General features: G+C 71.4%; 14 protein-coding genes. 11 read left to right on the top strand and 3 right to left on the bottom strand.

What is annotated here, in order from left to right; translation table 11 throughout:
- Positions 1-22: 22 nt before the first annotated feature.
- Positions 23-1,003: a LacI family DNA-binding transcriptional regulator gene (locus ACFY3L_RS21000; protein ID WP_389326302.1), complete on the bottom strand. Its 981-nt coding sequence runs from the start codon at positions 1,001-1,003 to the stop codon at positions 23-25.
- Between the two features lie 146 nt (positions 1,004-1,149).
- Between ACFY3L_RS21000 and ACFY3L_RS20995 the strand changes: the two genes are divergently transcribed.
- From ACFY3L_RS20995 to ACFY3L_RS20965, 7 genes are all read left to right on the top strand, one after another.
- Positions 1,150-2,355, top strand: a complete 1,206-nt coding sequence (locus ACFY3L_RS20995; RefSeq protein ID WP_389326298.1) for a Gfo/Idh/MocA family protein — start codon at positions 1,150-1,152, stop codon at positions 2,353-2,355.
- Positions 2,348-3,775, top strand: a complete 1,428-nt coding sequence (uxaC, locus tag ACFY3L_RS20990; RefSeq protein WP_389326295.1) for a glucuronate isomerase — start codon at positions 2,348-2,350, stop codon at positions 3,773-3,775. The genes ACFY3L_RS20995 and uxaC overlap by 8 nt, the downstream gene beginning before the upstream one ends.
- Positions 3,772-5,064: an enolase C-terminal domain-like protein gene (locus tag ACFY3L_RS20985; RefSeq protein ID WP_389326292.1), complete on the top strand. Its 1,293-nt coding sequence runs from the start codon at positions 3,772-3,774 to the stop codon at positions 5,062-5,064. Before uxaC ends, ACFY3L_RS20985 begins: the two co-directional genes overlap by 4 nt.
- Positions 5,052-6,356, top strand: coding sequence for a mannitol dehydrogenase family protein (locus ACFY3L_RS20980; protein ID WP_389326289.1), 1,305 nt, complete (start codon positions 5,052-5,054; stop codon positions 6,354-6,356). Before ACFY3L_RS20985 ends, ACFY3L_RS20980 begins: the two co-directional genes overlap by 13 nt.
- Positions 6,353-7,363 carry a Gfo/Idh/MocA family protein gene (locus ACFY3L_RS20975; RefSeq protein ID WP_389326286.1) on the top strand — a complete coding sequence of 337 codons (1,011 nt, stop codon included), beginning with the start codon at positions 6,353-6,355 and terminating at the stop codon, positions 7,361-7,363. Before ACFY3L_RS20980 ends, ACFY3L_RS20975 begins: the two co-directional genes overlap by 4 nt.
- Entirely contained in the window at positions 7,351-7,695 is a 345-nt protein-coding gene (locus ACFY3L_RS20970; RefSeq protein WP_389326283.1) for a cupin domain-containing protein, read from the top strand. The genes ACFY3L_RS20975 and ACFY3L_RS20970 overlap by 13 nt, the downstream gene beginning before the upstream one ends.
- A 141-nt stretch (positions 7,696-7,836) precedes the next feature.
- Positions 7,837-9,210 (top strand): pectate lyase, encoded by a 1,374-nt coding sequence (locus ACFY3L_RS20965; protein ID WP_389326280.1) that lies wholly within the window; start codon positions 7,837-7,839, stop codon positions 9,208-9,210.
- A 100-nt stretch (positions 9,211-9,310) separates the two neighbouring features.
- On the opposite strand, the gene ACFY3L_RS20960 is transcribed toward ACFY3L_RS20965, so the two are convergent.
- Positions 9,311-10,642, bottom strand: coding sequence for an FAD-dependent oxidoreductase (locus ACFY3L_RS20960; protein ID WP_389326277.1), 1,332 nt, complete (start codon positions 10,640-10,642; stop codon positions 9,311-9,313).
- A 480-nt stretch (positions 10,643-11,122) separates the two neighbouring features.
- The gene (locus ACFY3L_RS20955; RefSeq protein ID WP_389326274.1) at positions 11,123-12,124 is read right to left on the bottom strand and encodes a nitronate monooxygenase; all 1,002 of its coding nucleotides are present in this window, start codon (positions 12,122-12,124) and stop codon (positions 11,123-11,125) included.
- A 95-nt stretch (positions 12,125-12,219) separates the two neighbouring features.
- On the opposite strand from ACFY3L_RS20955, the gene ACFY3L_RS20950 reads away from it, so the two are divergent.
- The 4 genes from ACFY3L_RS20950 (at position 12,220) to ACFY3L_RS20935 (ending at position 16,617) form a co-directional block, all read left to right on the top strand.
- Positions 12,220-13,215 (top strand): LacI family DNA-binding transcriptional regulator, encoded by a 996-nt coding sequence (locus ACFY3L_RS20950; protein WP_389326271.1) that lies wholly within the window; start codon positions 12,220-12,222, stop codon positions 13,213-13,215.
- Between the two features lie 302 nt (positions 13,216-13,517).
- On the top strand, positions 13,518-14,813 hold the full coding sequence (locus tag ACFY3L_RS20945) for an ABC transporter substrate-binding protein (protein ID WP_389326268.1): 1,296 nt from the start codon (positions 13,518-13,520) through the stop codon (positions 14,811-14,813).
- A 2-nt stretch (positions 14,814-14,815) separates the two neighbouring features.
- Positions 14,816-15,748: a carbohydrate ABC transporter permease gene (locus ACFY3L_RS20940; RefSeq protein WP_389326265.1), complete on the top strand. Its 933-nt coding sequence runs from the start codon at positions 14,816-14,818 to the stop codon at positions 15,746-15,748.
- The gene (locus ACFY3L_RS20935) at positions 15,748-16,617 is read left to right on the top strand and encodes a carbohydrate ABC transporter permease (RefSeq protein WP_389326262.1); all 870 of its coding nucleotides are present in this window, start codon (positions 15,748-15,750) and stop codon (positions 16,615-16,617) included. Before ACFY3L_RS20940 ends, ACFY3L_RS20935 begins: the two co-directional genes overlap by 1 nt.
- Positions 16,618-16,648: the final 31 nt, after the last annotated feature.

Genomic DNA, 16,648 nt, shown 5'->3' with positions numbered 1-16,648 from the left:
CCTGACGGTGGAAGTCTCGGGATCAATGTGGGTTGGGCCCGGTGGAGTCGCGCACGATGAGCTCCGTCTGGAGCGTCACCAGCGCGTTCGTGCGGCGTTCATCGTCGTGCTGCAGGAGCATGTCGACGGCCGCCCGCCCGGCGGCCGCGGTCGGGGTGGAGACCGTGGTCAGCTTGGGGCGGATCAGACGGCTGAGCGAGATGTCGTCGATGCCGACGACGCTGAGCTCACCCGGGACGCTGACGCCCCGGTCGTGGAGGGCTTCGAGCAGTCCGATCGCCATGAGGTCGTTGTAGGCCAGCACGGCGGTCGCTCCGGTGGCCCGCACGGCGTCGCACGCGGCGGCTCCGGCGGCCTCGGTCGGTTGGTGCGGTCCGAGCACGATCAGGTTGGCCCCGGCGGCCTTCGCCGCGGCCGTCGCGGACCGCCGGATCTCCCGGTTGGTCCACGAGCCACGCGGCCCGCCGAGCAGGGCGAGGTCGGTGTGGCCGAGACCGACGAGGTGCTCGATCGCGGCCTTCGCGCCGTTCGACACGTCCATCACCACCGCGGGAAGCCCCTCGACGGCCCGGTTCACCACGACCAGCGGCACCTCGCGGCGCAGCTTCTCGATCAGGTCGTTGCTCATGCGCGGGCTGCACAGCAGCACGCCGTCGACCTGCTTGGCGAGGGCCTGCACGAGCTGCTCCTCCATCACCGGGTCTTCGTTGGTGTCGGCGACGAAGAGGTGGTAGTCCCGCTGCCGGGCCTGCGACTCCGCCGCCTTGATCAGTGGCGGGAAGAACGGGTTGGCGATGTCGGCGACGATCAGGCCGATGTTGTGGGTCCGCCCGGTGATGAGCGCGCGGGCCGCACGGTTGGGTCGGTAGCCGAGGCTCTCCGCGGTGGACAGCACCCGGCTGCGGGTGTCGGGGTTGACCAGATGCGGTGCTGAGAACGTGCGCGACACGGTGGAGACATGGACGCCGGAGGCGCGGGCTACATCTCGAATAGTGGCGGGCACGGAGCCATTAATGCAAACGGTTGCTGTCATGTCAACGCCTGTGAATGCAGAAAATCCAGGGGTATTGACCCGAAGTGTGGCGGTGGAGCACAGTGTCGCTGCAACCCTTTGCAGTCACCTGCAGCAGTTCCAGGGAGCGACAACCGATGCACACCCGCTACGCGATCGTCGGCACCGGATCGCGCGCCGAGATGTTCACGCGCGCACTCACCGGGCCGCATCGCGACACCTGCGCGCTCGTCGCGCTCGCCGATCCGGAGCCGCACCGCCTCGCCGTGCACAACGCGCGGCTGCCGGCGCCGGTCCCCACCTACCCAGCCACCGAGTTCCGCCGCATGCTGCACGAGGAGAAGGTCGACGTCGCGATCGTCACCACCGTGGACCGGGTCCACGACGAGTACATCGTGGCCGCTCTGGAGGCCGGCTGCGACGTGCTCACCGAGAAGCCGATGACGGTCGACGCGCAGCGCTGCGCCAGAATCCTCGACGCGGTGCGGCGTACCGGCCGCCGCGTCCGGGTGACCTTCAACTACCGGTACAACCCCCTGCATGAAACTTTCAAGCGGCTGATCGCGTCAGGCGAGATCGGCGAGGTCGGATCCGTGCACTTCGAGTGGCTGCTCGACGTGCGGCACGGCGCCGACTACTTCCGCCGCTGGCACCGCGACAAGGCCAACTCCGGCGGCCTGCTCGTGCACAAGTCCGGGCACCACTTCGACCTGGTCAACTGGTGGCTCGACGACGAGCCCGCCGAGGTCTACGCGCAGGGCCGGCTGTTCTTCTACGGCGACTCCGGCGCCGGCGCCGGCGCGCCCCGGGACCGGTTCGCGCTCGGCCACGACCCGCACCGCGACGAGCTCTACACCGGCACCAGCGACGGCTACCGCCGCGACCAGGACGTCTTCGCGCCCGGTATCACCATCGAGGACGACCTCGCCGTCCTCGTCCGCTACGCCCGCGGTGCCACGATGACCTATCACCTGACCGCCTACGCCCCCTGGGAGGGCTACCGGGTGATGGTCAACGGCAGCAAGGGCCGCCTCGAGCTGGAGGTGGTCGAGAGCGACCACGTCGCGCCGGGCGCCACCGGGCTCATCAAAGGCGACGAGCCGGGCCGGGCCACGCTGCGCGTCCATCCACACTGGAGCGAGCCGCGCGAGATCCCGATCCCCTACGAGCGGGAGGGCCACGGCGGCGGCGACGCCCGCATGCTCGCCGACCTGCTCGGCGAGGGACCACCGAGCGGCGTCGCCGCCGCTGAGGCCGAGGACGGCGCCCGCGCGCTGCGCATCGGCCTGGCCGCCAACGAGTCCATCGCCCTCGGACTGCCCGTCAGGATTCGCAATGACTAAGACCCTGCTGCACGACGACCAGCTGCTGCCCGCCGAGCCCGGCCTCCGGTCGATCGCGCGGGAGCTGTACCAGCACGCGAAGGACCTCCCGCTCATCAGCCCGCACGGCCATGTCGACCCGGCGATCCTCGCCGACGACCGGCCGTTCCCCGACCCGGCCAGGCTCATCGTCGTGCCCGACCACTACGTGACGCGGATGCTCGCCAGCCAGGGCATCGCCCCGCACGAGCTCGGCGTGCCGACCGTCGACGGCAGCCCCACCCAGACCGACGGGCGCACCATCTGGCGACTCCTCGCCGCCAACTGGCACCTGTTCCGCGGCACCCCGTCGCGGCTGTGGACCGAGCGGGTCCTCAGCGACGTCTTCGGCGTCACCGTGCCGCTGCGCGTCGACACCGCCGACCTCGTCTACGACCTGCTGTCCGAGCGCCTCGCCGACCCCGCGTTCCGGCCGCGGGCGCTGTTCGAGCGGTTCAACCTCGAGGTCCTCGCCACCACCGAGTCGCCGCTGTCGGACCTCACCGCGCACGCCAAGCTCGAGGCCGACGGCTGGGGCGGGCCGGGTGGGCGGGTCATCACCACGTTCCGCCCCGACGACGTCGTCGACTTCGACTGGCCAGGCTGGGCCGGCCGGATCGAGCAGCTCGGCGTGACCACGTTCCCGCAGTTCCTGGAGCGGCTGCGGGAGCGGCGCCAGGCGTTCATCGCGGCCGGCGCCACCTCCACCGACCACGGCCACCCGACCGCCGCGACCCTCGCGCTGCCGCCCGCGCACGCCGCCGCCCTGTTCAACAAAGCGCTCACCGGCAAGTCCGACAGCCGCGACGCGGAGCGCTTCCGCGCGCACATGCTGGTCGAGTTCGCGCGGATGTCCATCGACGACGGCCTGGTCATGCAGCTGCACCCGGGCGCGGTCCGCAACCACAACACCGCGCTCTTCGCCCGGCACGGCCGCGACGTCGGCGGCGACATCCCCTCGCCGACCGAGTACGTGCGGTCGCTCAAGCCGCTGCTGGACGCGTTCGGCACCGACCCGCGCTTCCGCGTCGTGCTCTACACGCTCGACGAGACCACGTTCACCCGTGAGCTGGCGCCCCTCGCCGGCGGCTACCCGGCGGTGTTCCTCGGCGCGCCCTGGTGGTTCCTGGACAGCCCCGAAGGGCTGCGCCGCTTCCGGGAGACGGTCACCGAGACGGCCGGCTTCGCCAACACCGCCGGGTTCGTCGACGACACCCGCGCGTTCTGCTCCATCCCCGTCCGGCACGACGTCGCCCGCCGCGTCGACGCCGGGTTCCTCGCCCGGCTCGTCGCCGAGCACCGCCTGCCCCTGGACGAGGCCGCCGAGACCATCGCCGACCTCGCCTACCACCTGCCGAAGCGCGTCTACGCGCGCACCGTCCTCGCCCAAGGAGCACGATGATCACCGGGTTGACCGTCCACGACGTCAGGTTCCCCACCGCCGCGGCGGGTGACGGGTCCGACGCGATCAACCGCGGCGACTACTCCGCCACCTACGTCGAGCTCACCACCGACGAAGGCGTGACGGGCACCGGCCTCACGTTCACCAACGGCCGCGGCAACGAGATCACCTGCGCCGCCGTCGAGGCCCTCAAGCACCACGTCGTCGGCCACACCGTCGAGGAGCTGTGCACCGCCGAAGGGTCCCGCACCCTCACCGCCGACGTGCAGCTGCGCTGGCTCGGCCCGGAGAAGGGCGTCATCGCCCTCGCCGCCGGCGCGATCCTCAACGCCGTGTGGGACCTGAGAGCCCGCCTCGCCGGCAAGCCCATGTGGCAGCTGCTGGCCGAGCTGCCGACCGCGGACCTCCTCGCAGCCGTGGACTTCCAGCACATCACCGACGCGCTCACCCGCGACGAGGCCGCAGCGATCCTCGACAAGGGGCTGCCGGAGTACGAGGAGCGCCTCGCCCACGCGCGCGACGCCGGCCTGCCGTCCTACACGACGTCGGTCGGCTGGCTCGGCTACCCGGACGACAAGGTCCGCGCGCTGACCCGGCAGGCCGTCGCCGACGGCTGGACGGCGGTGAAGATGAAGGTCGGCGGCGCCATCGACGACGACGTGCGCCGCGCCCGGATCATCCGGTCCGAGATCGGCCCCGACGCGCTGCTCATGCTCGACGCCAACCAGGTGTGGGACGTCGACGAGGCGATCGCCAACCTGGGCCGGCTCGCCGAGGTCGACCCGTACTGGATGGAGGAGCCGACCCACGCCGACGACGTCCTCGGCCACGCCCGCATCCAGCAGGCCCTCGACGGGATCACCGGCGGCCGGTGCCGCGTCGCGACCGGCGAGGTCGCCGCCAACCGGGTCATCTTCAAGCAGCTGCTGCAGGCCGACGCGATCCGCGTCATGCAGATCGACGCGTGCCGGGTCGCCGGCGTCGGCGAGGTCCTCGCCGAGCTGCTCATGGCGGCGAAGTTCGGCGTGCCGGTCTGCCCGCACGCCGGCGGGGTCGGCCTGTGCGAATACGTGCAGCACCTCGCGTTCTTCGACTACCTGCGCATCACCGGCAGCATGGACGGCCGGATGGTGGAGTACGTCGACCACCTGCACGAGCACTTCACCGACCCGGTCACCGTCGTCGACGGCCGCTACCGGCTGCCGGTCAACCCGGGGTACAGCGTCGAACTGCGCCCCGAGTCGATCGCGGAGTTCTCCTTCCCGGACGGGCCGGCATGGCGCGCCTGAGCCTCTCGGCGCCCCTGAAGGTCGAGCCGCTGGTGCGGCCCGGCGACGTGGGCGCCGGCATCCTGCACTTCGGACTCGGCGCGTTCCACCGGGCCCACCAGGCGGTCTACATCGAGGACGCCATCGTCAAGGGCGGCGGCGACTGGGGGATCGTCGGCGTCGCGCCCAGCTCCCGGGACGTCCTGGCGGCCCTGCGCGCGCAGGACATGCTGTACAGCGTGCTCACCGTCGACGGGCCGGACGCGAGCGCCCGTGTGGTCGGCGCGTTCGACAGCGTCCTGCACGCCGGGTCCGAGCCAGGTGCCGTCCTGGGCCGCATCGCCGACCCGGCCATCAAGGTCGTCACGCTCACCGTCACCGAGAAGGCCTACGCGCCCGGCTCCGCCGTGCTCGACCTGCTGGTGCGAGGGCTGCGGCTGCGCGAGACGCCGCTCGCGCTGGTCAGCTGCGACAACATCAACGGCAACGGCGAGCTGCTGCGCCGGCTCGTCGGCGACGCCCTGCAGGATCCCGACGTCATGGCGCTGCTGAGCTTCCCGGGCACCATGGTCGACCGGATCGTGCCGGCCAGTACACCCGAGACCCTGGCAACGGTGGAGTCCCTCATCGGCGCCAGGGACGAGGCGGCCATCGCCGCCGAACCGTTCCGGGAGTGGGTCGTGCAGGACGACTTCCCCGGCGGGCGGCCCGCGCTGGAGCTCGCCGGCGTCACCCTCACCACCGACACCGCCCCCTACGAGCTGCGCAAGCTCCGGGCGCTCAACGGTGTGCACTCCGCCCTGGCCTACCTCGGCGTCCTCGCCGGCGCGCAGACCATCGACGCCGCCCTCGCGCTGCCCGGCTACCGCGCGGCGATGGAGGCGTTCATCGAGTCCGACATCGCGCCGACGCTGTCGCTGCCCGTTCACGAGTACGGGCAGCAGGTCCTCGCCCGCTTCGCCAACGGCGCGCTGCGGTACCGCACGCTGCAGGTCGCCGGGGACGGCAGCCAGAAGCTCCCGCAGCGCCTGCTCGGCACCGTCGCCGACCGGCGCGCCGCGGGGGAGGTGCCGGTGTACGCCGCGCTCGTCCTCGCCGCCTGGATCCGGTTCGTGGGCGGCCGCGCCGACGACGGCACCGAGCTGCCCCTCGACGACCCCCTGGCCGGCACGCTGCGGGGCGCGTCGCCGGCGCGTGCCCTCGAGCTGCTGTCGCCCGGGCTCGCCGACGACGCGCCGCTGCGCGCCGAGATCGACCGGTGGCTGCGCGACCTCGAGCGGCACGGCGCCGCCGCGACCCTGGCGGCACTGTGACCCCCACGATCGCGCTCATCGGTGCCGCCGGGCACGGCCGCCGGCACCGGCAGAACATCGCCGACCTCGGCGACCGGGTCCGGCTCGTCGCCCTCGGTGAGGTCCAGCCGATGTTCGGCGAGGGGTTGCCGGTGTACGACGACCACCGGCTGCTCCTCGCCGAGCACAAGCCGGACTACGTGATCATCTGCACCCCGCCGCACACCCATCTCCAGATCGCGCTCGACGCCGTGCACGCCGGCGCGGACCTGCTGCTGGAGAAGCCGCCCGTGCTCGACCTCGACGCGCACGCGCAGCTGTCCGCCGCACTGGACGCGACCGGGCGGCGGTGCCAGGTCGGCTTCCAGGCGCTCGGCTCGCCGACACTGCCCGCGCTCGGCGCGCTGGACCTCGGCGAGCTGACGCACATCGCGGTCGCCGGGGCGTGGTGGCGGCCCGCGACCTACTGGACGCGCTCGCCGTGGTCCGGCCGGCGCGCCGTCGACGGGGCGCTCGTGAACCCGTTCGCGCACGCGCTCATGCAGGCCCTCGCCATCGGCGGTGTCCGTCCACCGTGGACGCTCGAGCTGGAGCGCTTCCGCACCAGGGACATCGAGGTGGAGGACACCGCCGCGCTGCGGCTCACCCCGGCGGAAGGCCCCGTCGTGACGGTCGCGGTCACCCTGGCCTCGACGGAGTTCATCGCCGGCGACATCACCGTCACCGGCACCCGCGGCACCGCCCACGTGGTGTACCCGGAGGACCGCCTCGACGGCGCCGTCCTGCCGGGCCGGGTCAGCCTCCTGGAGAACCTGCTCTCCGGCGATCCGCTGCTGGCGCCGCTGTCGCGGACCCTGCCCTTCACCGCCCTCGCCGAACAGATCATGGCGTCGCCCGACCCTGTTCCGCTCGCCGGGACACCGACCGGCGACGGCATCGCCCTGCCCGGCATCGCCGACCTCGTGCGCACCGCCGCCGCGCGGCACGCACTGCTCAGTGAAGTAGGAGACCTACCATGCGCAAGCTGACCGTCGCCGACCTGCCCGACGGCGGGACCCCCGCCACCCTCGCCGCGCTCGGCGCCGGCTGGGGCCCCGTCGTCCGTGGCGGCATCAGCCGCTACGACGCCCCCGGCCACCGCACCCACGCCGAGTCCGACCGGCACACCCACGACGTCCCCGAAATCTTCACGATCGTGCAGGGCAGCGGCTATGTCGAGATCGACGGCGCGCGGGCGGACACCTTCCACGCCGGCGACCTGCTCATCATCCCGCCCGGCGAGGACCACCACCTCGTCAGCGACGGCGACGTCCCCCTGGTTTTCACCTGGATGCACCTCGGGAAGCTTGACCAGGCATAGGCAGCGGTCTACGTTGCTACTAGGAATGCGCTTTCCTCATCGATTCCGGACAGCGCGCATCGGCTGACCCGCCCAGTCCGCCACAGAGCCGTACACCCCATGCACGCGGCGCCCCCACCGATCTCCTTCCGGAGGCCTCGCATGGAACCACCCCGCAAGCACCGGCGCCGCCGGTGGCCGATCCTGGCCGCCGGTGTCGCCGCCTTCACCGCCGTCGCCGCGATCAGCACCCAGGTCGCGTTCGCCGCGACACTGTTCAGCGACACGTTCTCCGACGGCGACACCAACGACTGGTCGAAGTCCGGCGGCACCTGGTCGGTCGTCGGCAGCGCGATGCAGCAGAGCAACGCGGGCAGCGAGAACGCCCGCAACTTCGCCGGCAGCACCTCGTGGACCAGCTACACGGTCACCGCCCGGGTGAAGCCGCTGTCGCTGGCGTCGAACGGTTTCGTCGGGCTGCTCGCCCGCGCGACGGGCTCGACGACCTTCTACCGGCTGGCGCTGCTGCCCGGCAACTCGGTGCAGCTGCAGGCCGTCAGCAGCGGCTCGGTCACGGTCCTCGGGTCCGCCGGCCGCACGGTCAGCACCGGCAGCTGGTACACCCTGGGCATCACCGTCTCGGGCAGCAGCATCACCGGCAAGGTCGACGGCGCCACCATCGGCACCGGCACCAGCTCGGTGGCGGCGACCGGCCGGATCGGTGTGCAGACCGCCTACGCGTCGGCGTCCTTCGACGACGTGACGGTGACCGACGCCGCCGGACCCGGGCCCACCACGCCCGGCCCGACGGTCTCCGACACCCCGCCGCCGACGTCGTCGTCCCCGCCGCCGCCCAGCAGCGGCTGGCCGACGAAGACCGGCGACGCGAGCGTCAGCGGCACGATCAAGGTGTCGGGCACGCTCGACGGCGGGATGAAGCGTTACTGCTGCATCGGTGACGGTGGGCAGAGCGAGAGCCAGGACCCGATGTTCGAGCTGGCGAACGGCGCGACCATCAAGAACGTCATCATCGGCGCGCCGGCCGGTGACGGCATCCACTGCCTCGGCACGTGCACGATCCAGAACGTGTGGTGGGAGGACGTGGGTGAGGACGCCGCGACGTTCCTCGGCACGGGCGGCGGCACCAGCTACGTGATCGGCGGCGGCGCGAAGTCGGCGAGCGACAAGGTGTTCCAGCACAACGGCAACGGCACGGTCAACATCTCCGGCTTCTCCGTCGAGAACGCCGGCAAGCTGTACCGCGCCTGCGGCAACTGCACGAACTCCTACCAGCGCAACGTCGTGGTGGACAACATCACCGTCAAGTCCACGAAGGTGATCGCCGGCATCAACACCAACTGGGGCGACACCGCGCGCTTCAGCCGCATCACGGTGGTGGGCGACAGCTCCCACAAGACGATCATCTGCGACAAGTACAAGGGCGTGCCGAAGGGCAGCGAGCCGAGCCACATCGGCAGCGGCCCGGACAGCACCAACTGCCTCTACAACCCGGACACCGACATCATCTGGGCGTGACCGTCGGCGGAGGGGCCCCGCACGGGCCCCTCCGTCTGGTTGTGCGTCCGGTTGCGCGACTGGTTGCGCGACTGGTTGTGCGTCTGGTCGTGCGTCTGGTTTATGCGGCTACCTTCTGCCGCTGCGGCACCTGCGCCGCGGCCGGTCGCCGGCGGCCGAACCACAGCGCCCGGGCCAGGATGCCCGGCGCGAACAGGGCCGGCGGTGCCTGCATCAGGTTCGCCACCTGCAGGAACCGGCGCCCGACGGCGGCGCTGCGCCCCGACGCGGTCTGGATCTTCGCCACGTACGCGTTGAGGAACCGGGTCTTGCCGGTCCGCTCGCCCTGGATCTCCGGGTTGGCGAGGTCGGCGCCGACGGCGATGTCCCACGGCACGTCGACGACCTTCGCCGCCTTCGCGTAGAACCGGCGCGGCAGGCCCGCCCGGCCCTTGCGCAGCGCGGCGCGCAGCTCGATGGCCTCCGCCGCCGCGACGGTCATGCCCTGCCCGTAGGCGGGGTTGAAGGCGCAGATGGCGTCGCCGATCGCGACGAGCCCGTCCGGGAGGCGGTCCATCCGCTCGTACCGCCGCCGCACGCTCGCCGGGAGCCGCATCCGCAGCGGCGGGCCGAGCGGCTCGGCCGTGCTGAGCAGCTCGTGCAGCCGCGGGTCGGGGAGCTTCGCGGTGAACTCCGCGTAGGTGTCGGGGTCGGTCGGCGGCGCCTGGCCCGCGCCGACACCGAGCAGCGTCACCATCCACCGGTCGCCGTCCGCGGCGATCGCGACCGCGCCGAACGGGCGGCCCGCGTTGGGGGAGTTGACGATGGCCGCGAAGTCCTGCTGGCCGGGGACCCGGCGGTAGTTGCGGGACACGTAGACCGTGAGGGGGTCGACCCGCTCCTCGGCGGGCCGCTCGAACCCGAGCGCGGCGAGCCACGTCGGGCCGCGGTTGCCACGGCCGGTCGCGTCGACGACGAGGTCCGCGGCGACGTCGTGCTCGCCGCCCCCGACCGGCAGGACCTTCGCGCCGGTGACCTTCCGCCCGTCGAAGAGCAGGCCGGTCGCCTCGTGACCGTCGAGGATCACGACGTTGGGCAGGGCGCGGACCCGGCGGCGGACCCCGGCCTCGATCAGCGGCCGGCTCACGCACAGCCCGGCCAGTCCCGACGCGACCCGGGGCATCGGCCGGTCGCCGGTGACCCAGACGCAGTCACGCATGAGGTCGACCGGGATCGCGCCCTCGGCGGTCAGGTCGGCGACGATGCCGGGGAAGAGCTCTTCGAGCACCTGCCGGCCCCTTGCCAGGAGCCCGTGCGAGTGCTCGCCCTGCGGCACGCCCTTGCGGTCGGCGGCGCCGTCGGGCAGGGTGTCGCGGTCGAAAATGGTGACGTTCGCAAATGATTCGCTCAGGACACGCGCGGCGAGCAGCCCGGCCATACTTGCTCCGAGCACGACGGCATGACCGGACCGGTCCTTGGATGACAAGGGATCCTCCGGAGATGTGGTTGGCTGTGCGCTCACCGTAACCACGGCGGATCCATCCACGGAAGCCTTCGTCACCGTCCGCTACGGGACAGTGGCCGCCCTCACGCCCATGTATCAGCCGCGCACGCTGCACGTTCGCCGGCCACCTGTCGCGCACCTGACCGCCGTGAGCCTCCGGCGCGGGTCCGCACCGGCGCGGGCCTCCGGTGCGGGCCGGCACCGCCGTGAGCGTCCGGTGCGGTCAGAGCAGGCGGCGCAGAGCCGGGGCGAGGAACCGGGCCATGGGGCGGTCGTCGGCTGGGCCGGCGCCCGGCTCATCGCGCCCAGCATCCGGTGCGGAGGCGGGTCGCCGGCAACCGCGGCCATGATCTGCTCGGCAGGGTGGGAAGCCGGCAGCCGCCGGCCTTCCTCGCCGCAGGAGCCGAACGCCGGTATCGGCACGGACAGTCACAGGGACGCCGTCAGGGTGGTGATGACGGCGGCGGCGGGGCCGGTGGCAGCGTGGCGGTGGCCGGTGCCGGCCCACAGGTGGACGCGGTCCGTGTCGCCGGCCGCGGCGGCGGCCCTGCGCAGCGGGGCGGTCAGGTGGTGGATCTGCGGGTAGCCGAGGGGCGCGGTCGCGTCGTGCCGGTCGATGAAGCCGTTGCGCAGCGCCCGTGCCGGCCGGCCCGTGAACGCGCGGGTCACCACCGTGCCGTGCGCCGGCCACCCGGATGCCGAGTCCAGCGCGGCCCGGTGCGGGGCGGAGGTGCCGGCCTCGGCGGTGCGCAGCAGGGCCGTGCCGACCATGGTGGCGGCGGCGCCCGCGTGCAGGGCGGCGGCGACGTCCGTGGTGGTCGCGATGCCGCCGGCGGCGACGACCGGCAGGGGCACGGCGGCCCGCACCGCCGCGACCAGGTCCGGCAGCGGCACCGGCGGTGGCGGCGCCGACGGGGTCAGGGTCGCCGAGTGGCCGCCCGCCGCGGGCGCCTGCACGACCAGCGCGTCGACGCCCGCCGCCGCGGCCTCGGCCGCCTCCGCCGGGGTGGTGACGGTCTGCAGGACGAGGGTGCCGGCGCGGCGCAGCGCGGCCACCGCCGACGGCGAAGGGATGCCGAACGTGCAGCTGACCGCCGGGACCGGATCGGCCAGCAGCAGGTCGAGCTTCGCCGCCCAGTGGTCGTCGTCGGCGTCCGGTGACACCACGGGCGCCAGGTCGTACACGGCGAACTCCGGCCTCAGCTCGTCCGCGTACGCCACCAGGTCCCCGACGGGGCCCGCGGGCGGGGCGAAGAGGTTGACGCCGAACCAGGCGCCGGTGGCCCGGACCGCGGCGATCCGGGACGCCAGGTCCGCGGGGGTCAGGTAGCCGGCGGCGAGGAAGCCACCGCCGCACGCGGCGATCAAAGCCGGGGTGCCGGCGCCGCCGGCCATCGGCGCGGCGAGGACCGGACCGGGAATCGAGGTCACGTTCCAATGTAACAACTTTCGCGGCTACCCTGAGTTGTGCAAGTCGTTGCAGAGACGGATGGTGTTTTTGCATGACCGGCAGTTAGACTGCTGCCGTGGTCACGAGACTGTCGAAGGTCGCGAAGTACGCCGGCGTGAGCGAGGCGACGGTCAGCCGGGTGCTGCACGACAGGCCCGGGATCGCCGCCGCGACCAGGGATTCCGTGCTGACCGCGCTCGACGTGATGGGCTACCAGCGACCGTTCAAGCACCGCAGCGAGATGGCCCGGCTGGTCGGCATGGTGCTGCCCGACTTGCACAACCCGATCTTCCCCGCCTACGCCGAGGCGATGGCCGGCGCGCTGTTCCGGCAGGGTCTGGTGCCGGTGCTGTGCACCCGCACGTCCGACGGCGTCTCCGAGGCGCACTACATCGAGATGCTCCTGGCGAGGCAGGTCGCGGGCATCGTGTTCGTCGCCGCCAGCTATGCCGACGCCGGGCCCGAGCAGGCCGAGGCGCTGCGCAAGCGCAAGCTGCCGCTGGTGCTGATCAACCCGGCGGACGAGAACCGGGACGTGCCGCGGGTCGGCGTCGACGACGCGATGGCCGTCGACCTGGCCCTGAGCCACCTGCAGAGCCTCGGTCACCAGCGGATCGGCCTGGTCGTCGGGCCCGGCGGGCACGTGCCGTCGGACCGGAAGGTCGCCGAGTTCCTGGCCCGGGTGAAGGGCCCGTCGCGCAAGCTGGTCGCGCGCACGCTGTTCTCGATGGAGGGTGGCCAGGCGGCGACGAACGGCCTGCTCGCGCAGGGTGCGACCGCGGTCGTCTGCGCCAGCGACGCCCTGGCGCTCGGCGCCATCCGCGCGGCCCGCAAGCAGGGCCTGGACGTGCCCGCGGACCTGTCGGTGATCGGGTTCGACGACTCGGCGTACATGGCCTACACCGACCCGCCGCTGACCACCCTGCGCCAGCCGATCGAGACGATCGGCGCGGCCGCGGTCGCGTCGCTCGTGGCCCAGATCGACGGGCGCAAGGTCGCCCTCGACGAGCAGCTCTACGACCCGGAGCTCATCGTCCGCGACTCCACCGGGCCGGTGAAAAACCCATCCTGACCTGCGGAAACAACTACTTTTGCAAGGCTACGCAAGTGAAGTAGTGAGTTCTTGCATCCGATTGCAAGAAGCTATGGACTTTCTGATGTCCATGGCCCTACTCTCGTCTCCACGCGCCGGTGACAACGGCGCGGCCCTCACGCGTCGTGAGCGCATCGCGAGCGCCGCCAGCGCGTCGCACGTGCGCCGCCGGCACCTCGTGAGCGAGAAGCCACACCCCCTCGGGCCCGCCGCCCGCTCGTGGAGAGAGAGGCACCATGAAGCGCGTCGCCACAGCCGCCGCTCTGGCAGCATCACTATTTTTGACCGCATGCAGCGATAAGTCCGACAACTCGGAGGCGGCCGACGGGCCGGTGACGATCACCGTCAACGGCATGCCCGCCGCCACCGACGAGTACAACCGGGCCAACTTCGAGAAGGACATCAAGGACTTCGAGGCGAAGCACCCCAACATCAAGATCGACGCCAAAGAGGGTCAGATGGACCCGAAGACGTTCAGCGCCAAGCTCGCCGGCGGCCAGCTCGAGGACGTCTTCTACGTCTACTTCACCGACCCGCAGAACCTCATCGCGAAGAAGCAGGTCTCCGACATCACGCCGTACCTCGGCGAGGTGCCCGCGATCAAGGACGTCCGCCCCGTCCTGATGCAGGTCTTCAGCGACGCCAAGGGCAAGGTGTACGGGCTGCCCTCCGCCAACTACTCCCTCGGCCTGATCTACAACCGCGTCCTGTTCCAGCAGGCCGGGCTCGACCCCGACAAGCCGCCGACGACCTGGGCCGACGTCCGCGAGGCGGCCAGGAAGATCACCGCGCTGGGCAACGGCATCACCGGCTACGGCGACTTCAGCAAGAACAACACCGGCGGCTGGCACTTCACCGCGGAGCTGTACTCCATCGGCGGCGACGTCGCGGTCAAGGACGGCGACACGTGGAAGGCCGGCTTCAACACCGCCCAGGGCAAGCAGGTCCTGCAGCAGCTCAAGGACATGCGGTTCACGGACAGGTCGATGGCCGAGAAGCAGGCCCTCGAGTACGCCGACCTGCTGACCCACATGGCGTCGGGCAAGCTCGGCATGATGGTCGGCGGCACCGGTGACCTGCCGAACATCGTCAACCAGTACAAGGGCAAGTACGAGGACTACGGCCTCGGTGTCATCCCCGACGGCAAGGCCACCCTCGGCGGCGGCGACGGCTACATGTTCAAGGCCGGCCTGTCCCCGGCGAAGATCAAGGCGGGCCTGCAGTGGCTCGCGTTCCGCAAGCTCGACCCCGACCGCGTCGACGCCGACAAGGCCCTCGACAAGGAGAAGAACCAGCCGGTCGGCATCCCGGAGCCCAACATCTGGACCGGGGCGTCGGAGCAGAAGCTCATCGCCGCCAACACCAAGTACGCCAACGTGCCCGCCGCGAACTACAAGCCGTTCAACGCGGCCAGCGCCGGCGTCCCGCTGAAGGTCGAGCCGCCGAACGCGCAGCAGCTCTACGCGGTCCTCGACACGGCGATGCTGAAGGTCCTCACGGACCCGAACGCGAACATCGACCAGCTGCTCAAGGACGCCGAGACCCAGGCCAACCAGATCCTGGCGACAGTCAAGTAACGATGGCGACGATCACCCGCCCCGCGCGGCCCACGGCAGCCGCGCGGGAACGGCCCCCGGCGAGCGCGAAGCGCCGGCGCAGGATCGCCGACAACGCCACCGCGTACACGTTCCTGGCGGCGGGCCTGCTCTGCTTCGGACTGTTCAGCTGGTGGCCGCTCATCAAGGGCATCATGCTCGCGTTCCAGCAGGACAACTTCGTCACCGAGCCGGAGTGGGTCGGCCTGGCCAACTTCCAGGCCGTGCTGGACGACCCGCTCTTCTGGACCGCGTGGAAGAACACGCTGTTCTTCACGGGCCTGGCGCTGGTGTTCGGCTACCTGGTCCCGTTCGCCGTGGCGATCGTCGTCCACGAGCTGCGCCACCTGAAGGGGTTCTTCCGCTTCGCCGTCTACCTGCCGGTGATGCTGCCCCCGATCGTCACGGTCATCCTGTGGCAGTACTTCTACGACCCCGGCAACGGATTGTTCAACGCGGTCCTGGACGCGCTGCACCTGCCGCACTCCGGGTGGACGCAGTCACCCCGGATGGTGATGGTGTCGCTGGTACTGGTGAGCACCTGGGCCAACATGGGCGGCGCGACCATCATGTACCTGGCCGGCCTCGCCAGCATCCCCGGTGAGCTCTACGAGGCCGCGGAGCTCGACGGCGCCGGCGTCTGGAAGCGGATCCGGCACGTGACGCTGCCGCAGATGCGGTTCCTCCTGCTGGTCCTGCTCCTGCTGCAGATCGTCGCGACGATGCAGGTGTTCATCGAGCCCTACCAGCTGACCGGCACCACCAACCCCGACTCCATCACGGTGATGGTGCTGATCTACCGCTACGCGTTCACCGTCAACAACGACTTCGGCATGGCCGCCGCGATGAGCGTGCTGCTGTTCGTCGTGCTGGGCGCGTTCTCCGCCGTGTACCTGCGACTCACCCGGAAATCCTGATGCGTTCTCTTATCTCCGACAGCGAGCTGCGCCGCCGCCCGGTGCTGTACCGGGTCGTGCTCATCGCCCTCGCGGTGCTGTTCGTCGTGGTGTTCGTGTTCCCGCTGTACTGGATGGTCACCGGGGCCGTGAAGACGCCGGTGGAGCTGGCCCAGCCGGTGCCGACCGTCGTCCCGCACAGCTGGCACCCGGAGACCTACCTCGACGCGTGGCGGAAGCTCGACATCGGCCGCTACCTGCTCAACACGGCGTTCTACGCGCTCGGCGGCTGGCTCTTCCAGCTGATCGTCGACGTCGCCGCCGCGTACGCGCTGTCGAAGCTGCGCCCGCGCTTCGGCGGGCTGATCCTCGGCGGGATGCTGGCGAGCCTGATGCTGCCGGCGGCGGCGCTGCTCGTCCCCAGCTACCTGACCGTCGCCGACGTGCCGCTGCTGCACCTCAACCTGCTCAACACCCCGTGGGCGCTGTGGCTGCCCGGCGCGGCCAACGCGTTCAACATCTACGTCCTGAAGCGCTTCTTCGACCAGATCCCCGACGAGCTGCTCGACTCCGCCGGCATCGACGGCGCCGGGCGGCTGCGCATGCTCTGGCACGTGGTGCTGCCACTGTCCCGCCCGGTCCTCGCCGTGGTCTCGATCTTCGCGATCATCGGCGCCTGGAAGGACTTCCTGTGGCCGCTGCTGGTGCTGCAGGACCCCGGCAGCCAGACGATCAGCGTCGCGCTGAGCCGGCTGGCGTTCAACGGCTACGTGACCCCCAACGAGATGTTCGCCGGCCTGGCCATCGCCAGCGTCCCGATGGTGGTCGTGTTCGCCGTCTTCCAACGCAGCATCTTGAGCGGCCTGTCCGCGGGCGCGCTCAAAGGCTGAATACACCCCCTTCCACCGCAAGGAGATCTTC

Source organism: Dactylosporangium sp. NPDC000521 (assembly GCF_042898305.1).
In the GTDB taxonomy this organism is placed as follows: domain Bacteria; phylum Actinomycetota; class Actinomycetes; order Mycobacteriales; family Micromonosporaceae; genus Dactylosporangium.
The sequence above is the reverse complement of the archived record's forward strand: the minus strand, read 5'-3'. Positions and strand labels throughout refer to the sequence as shown.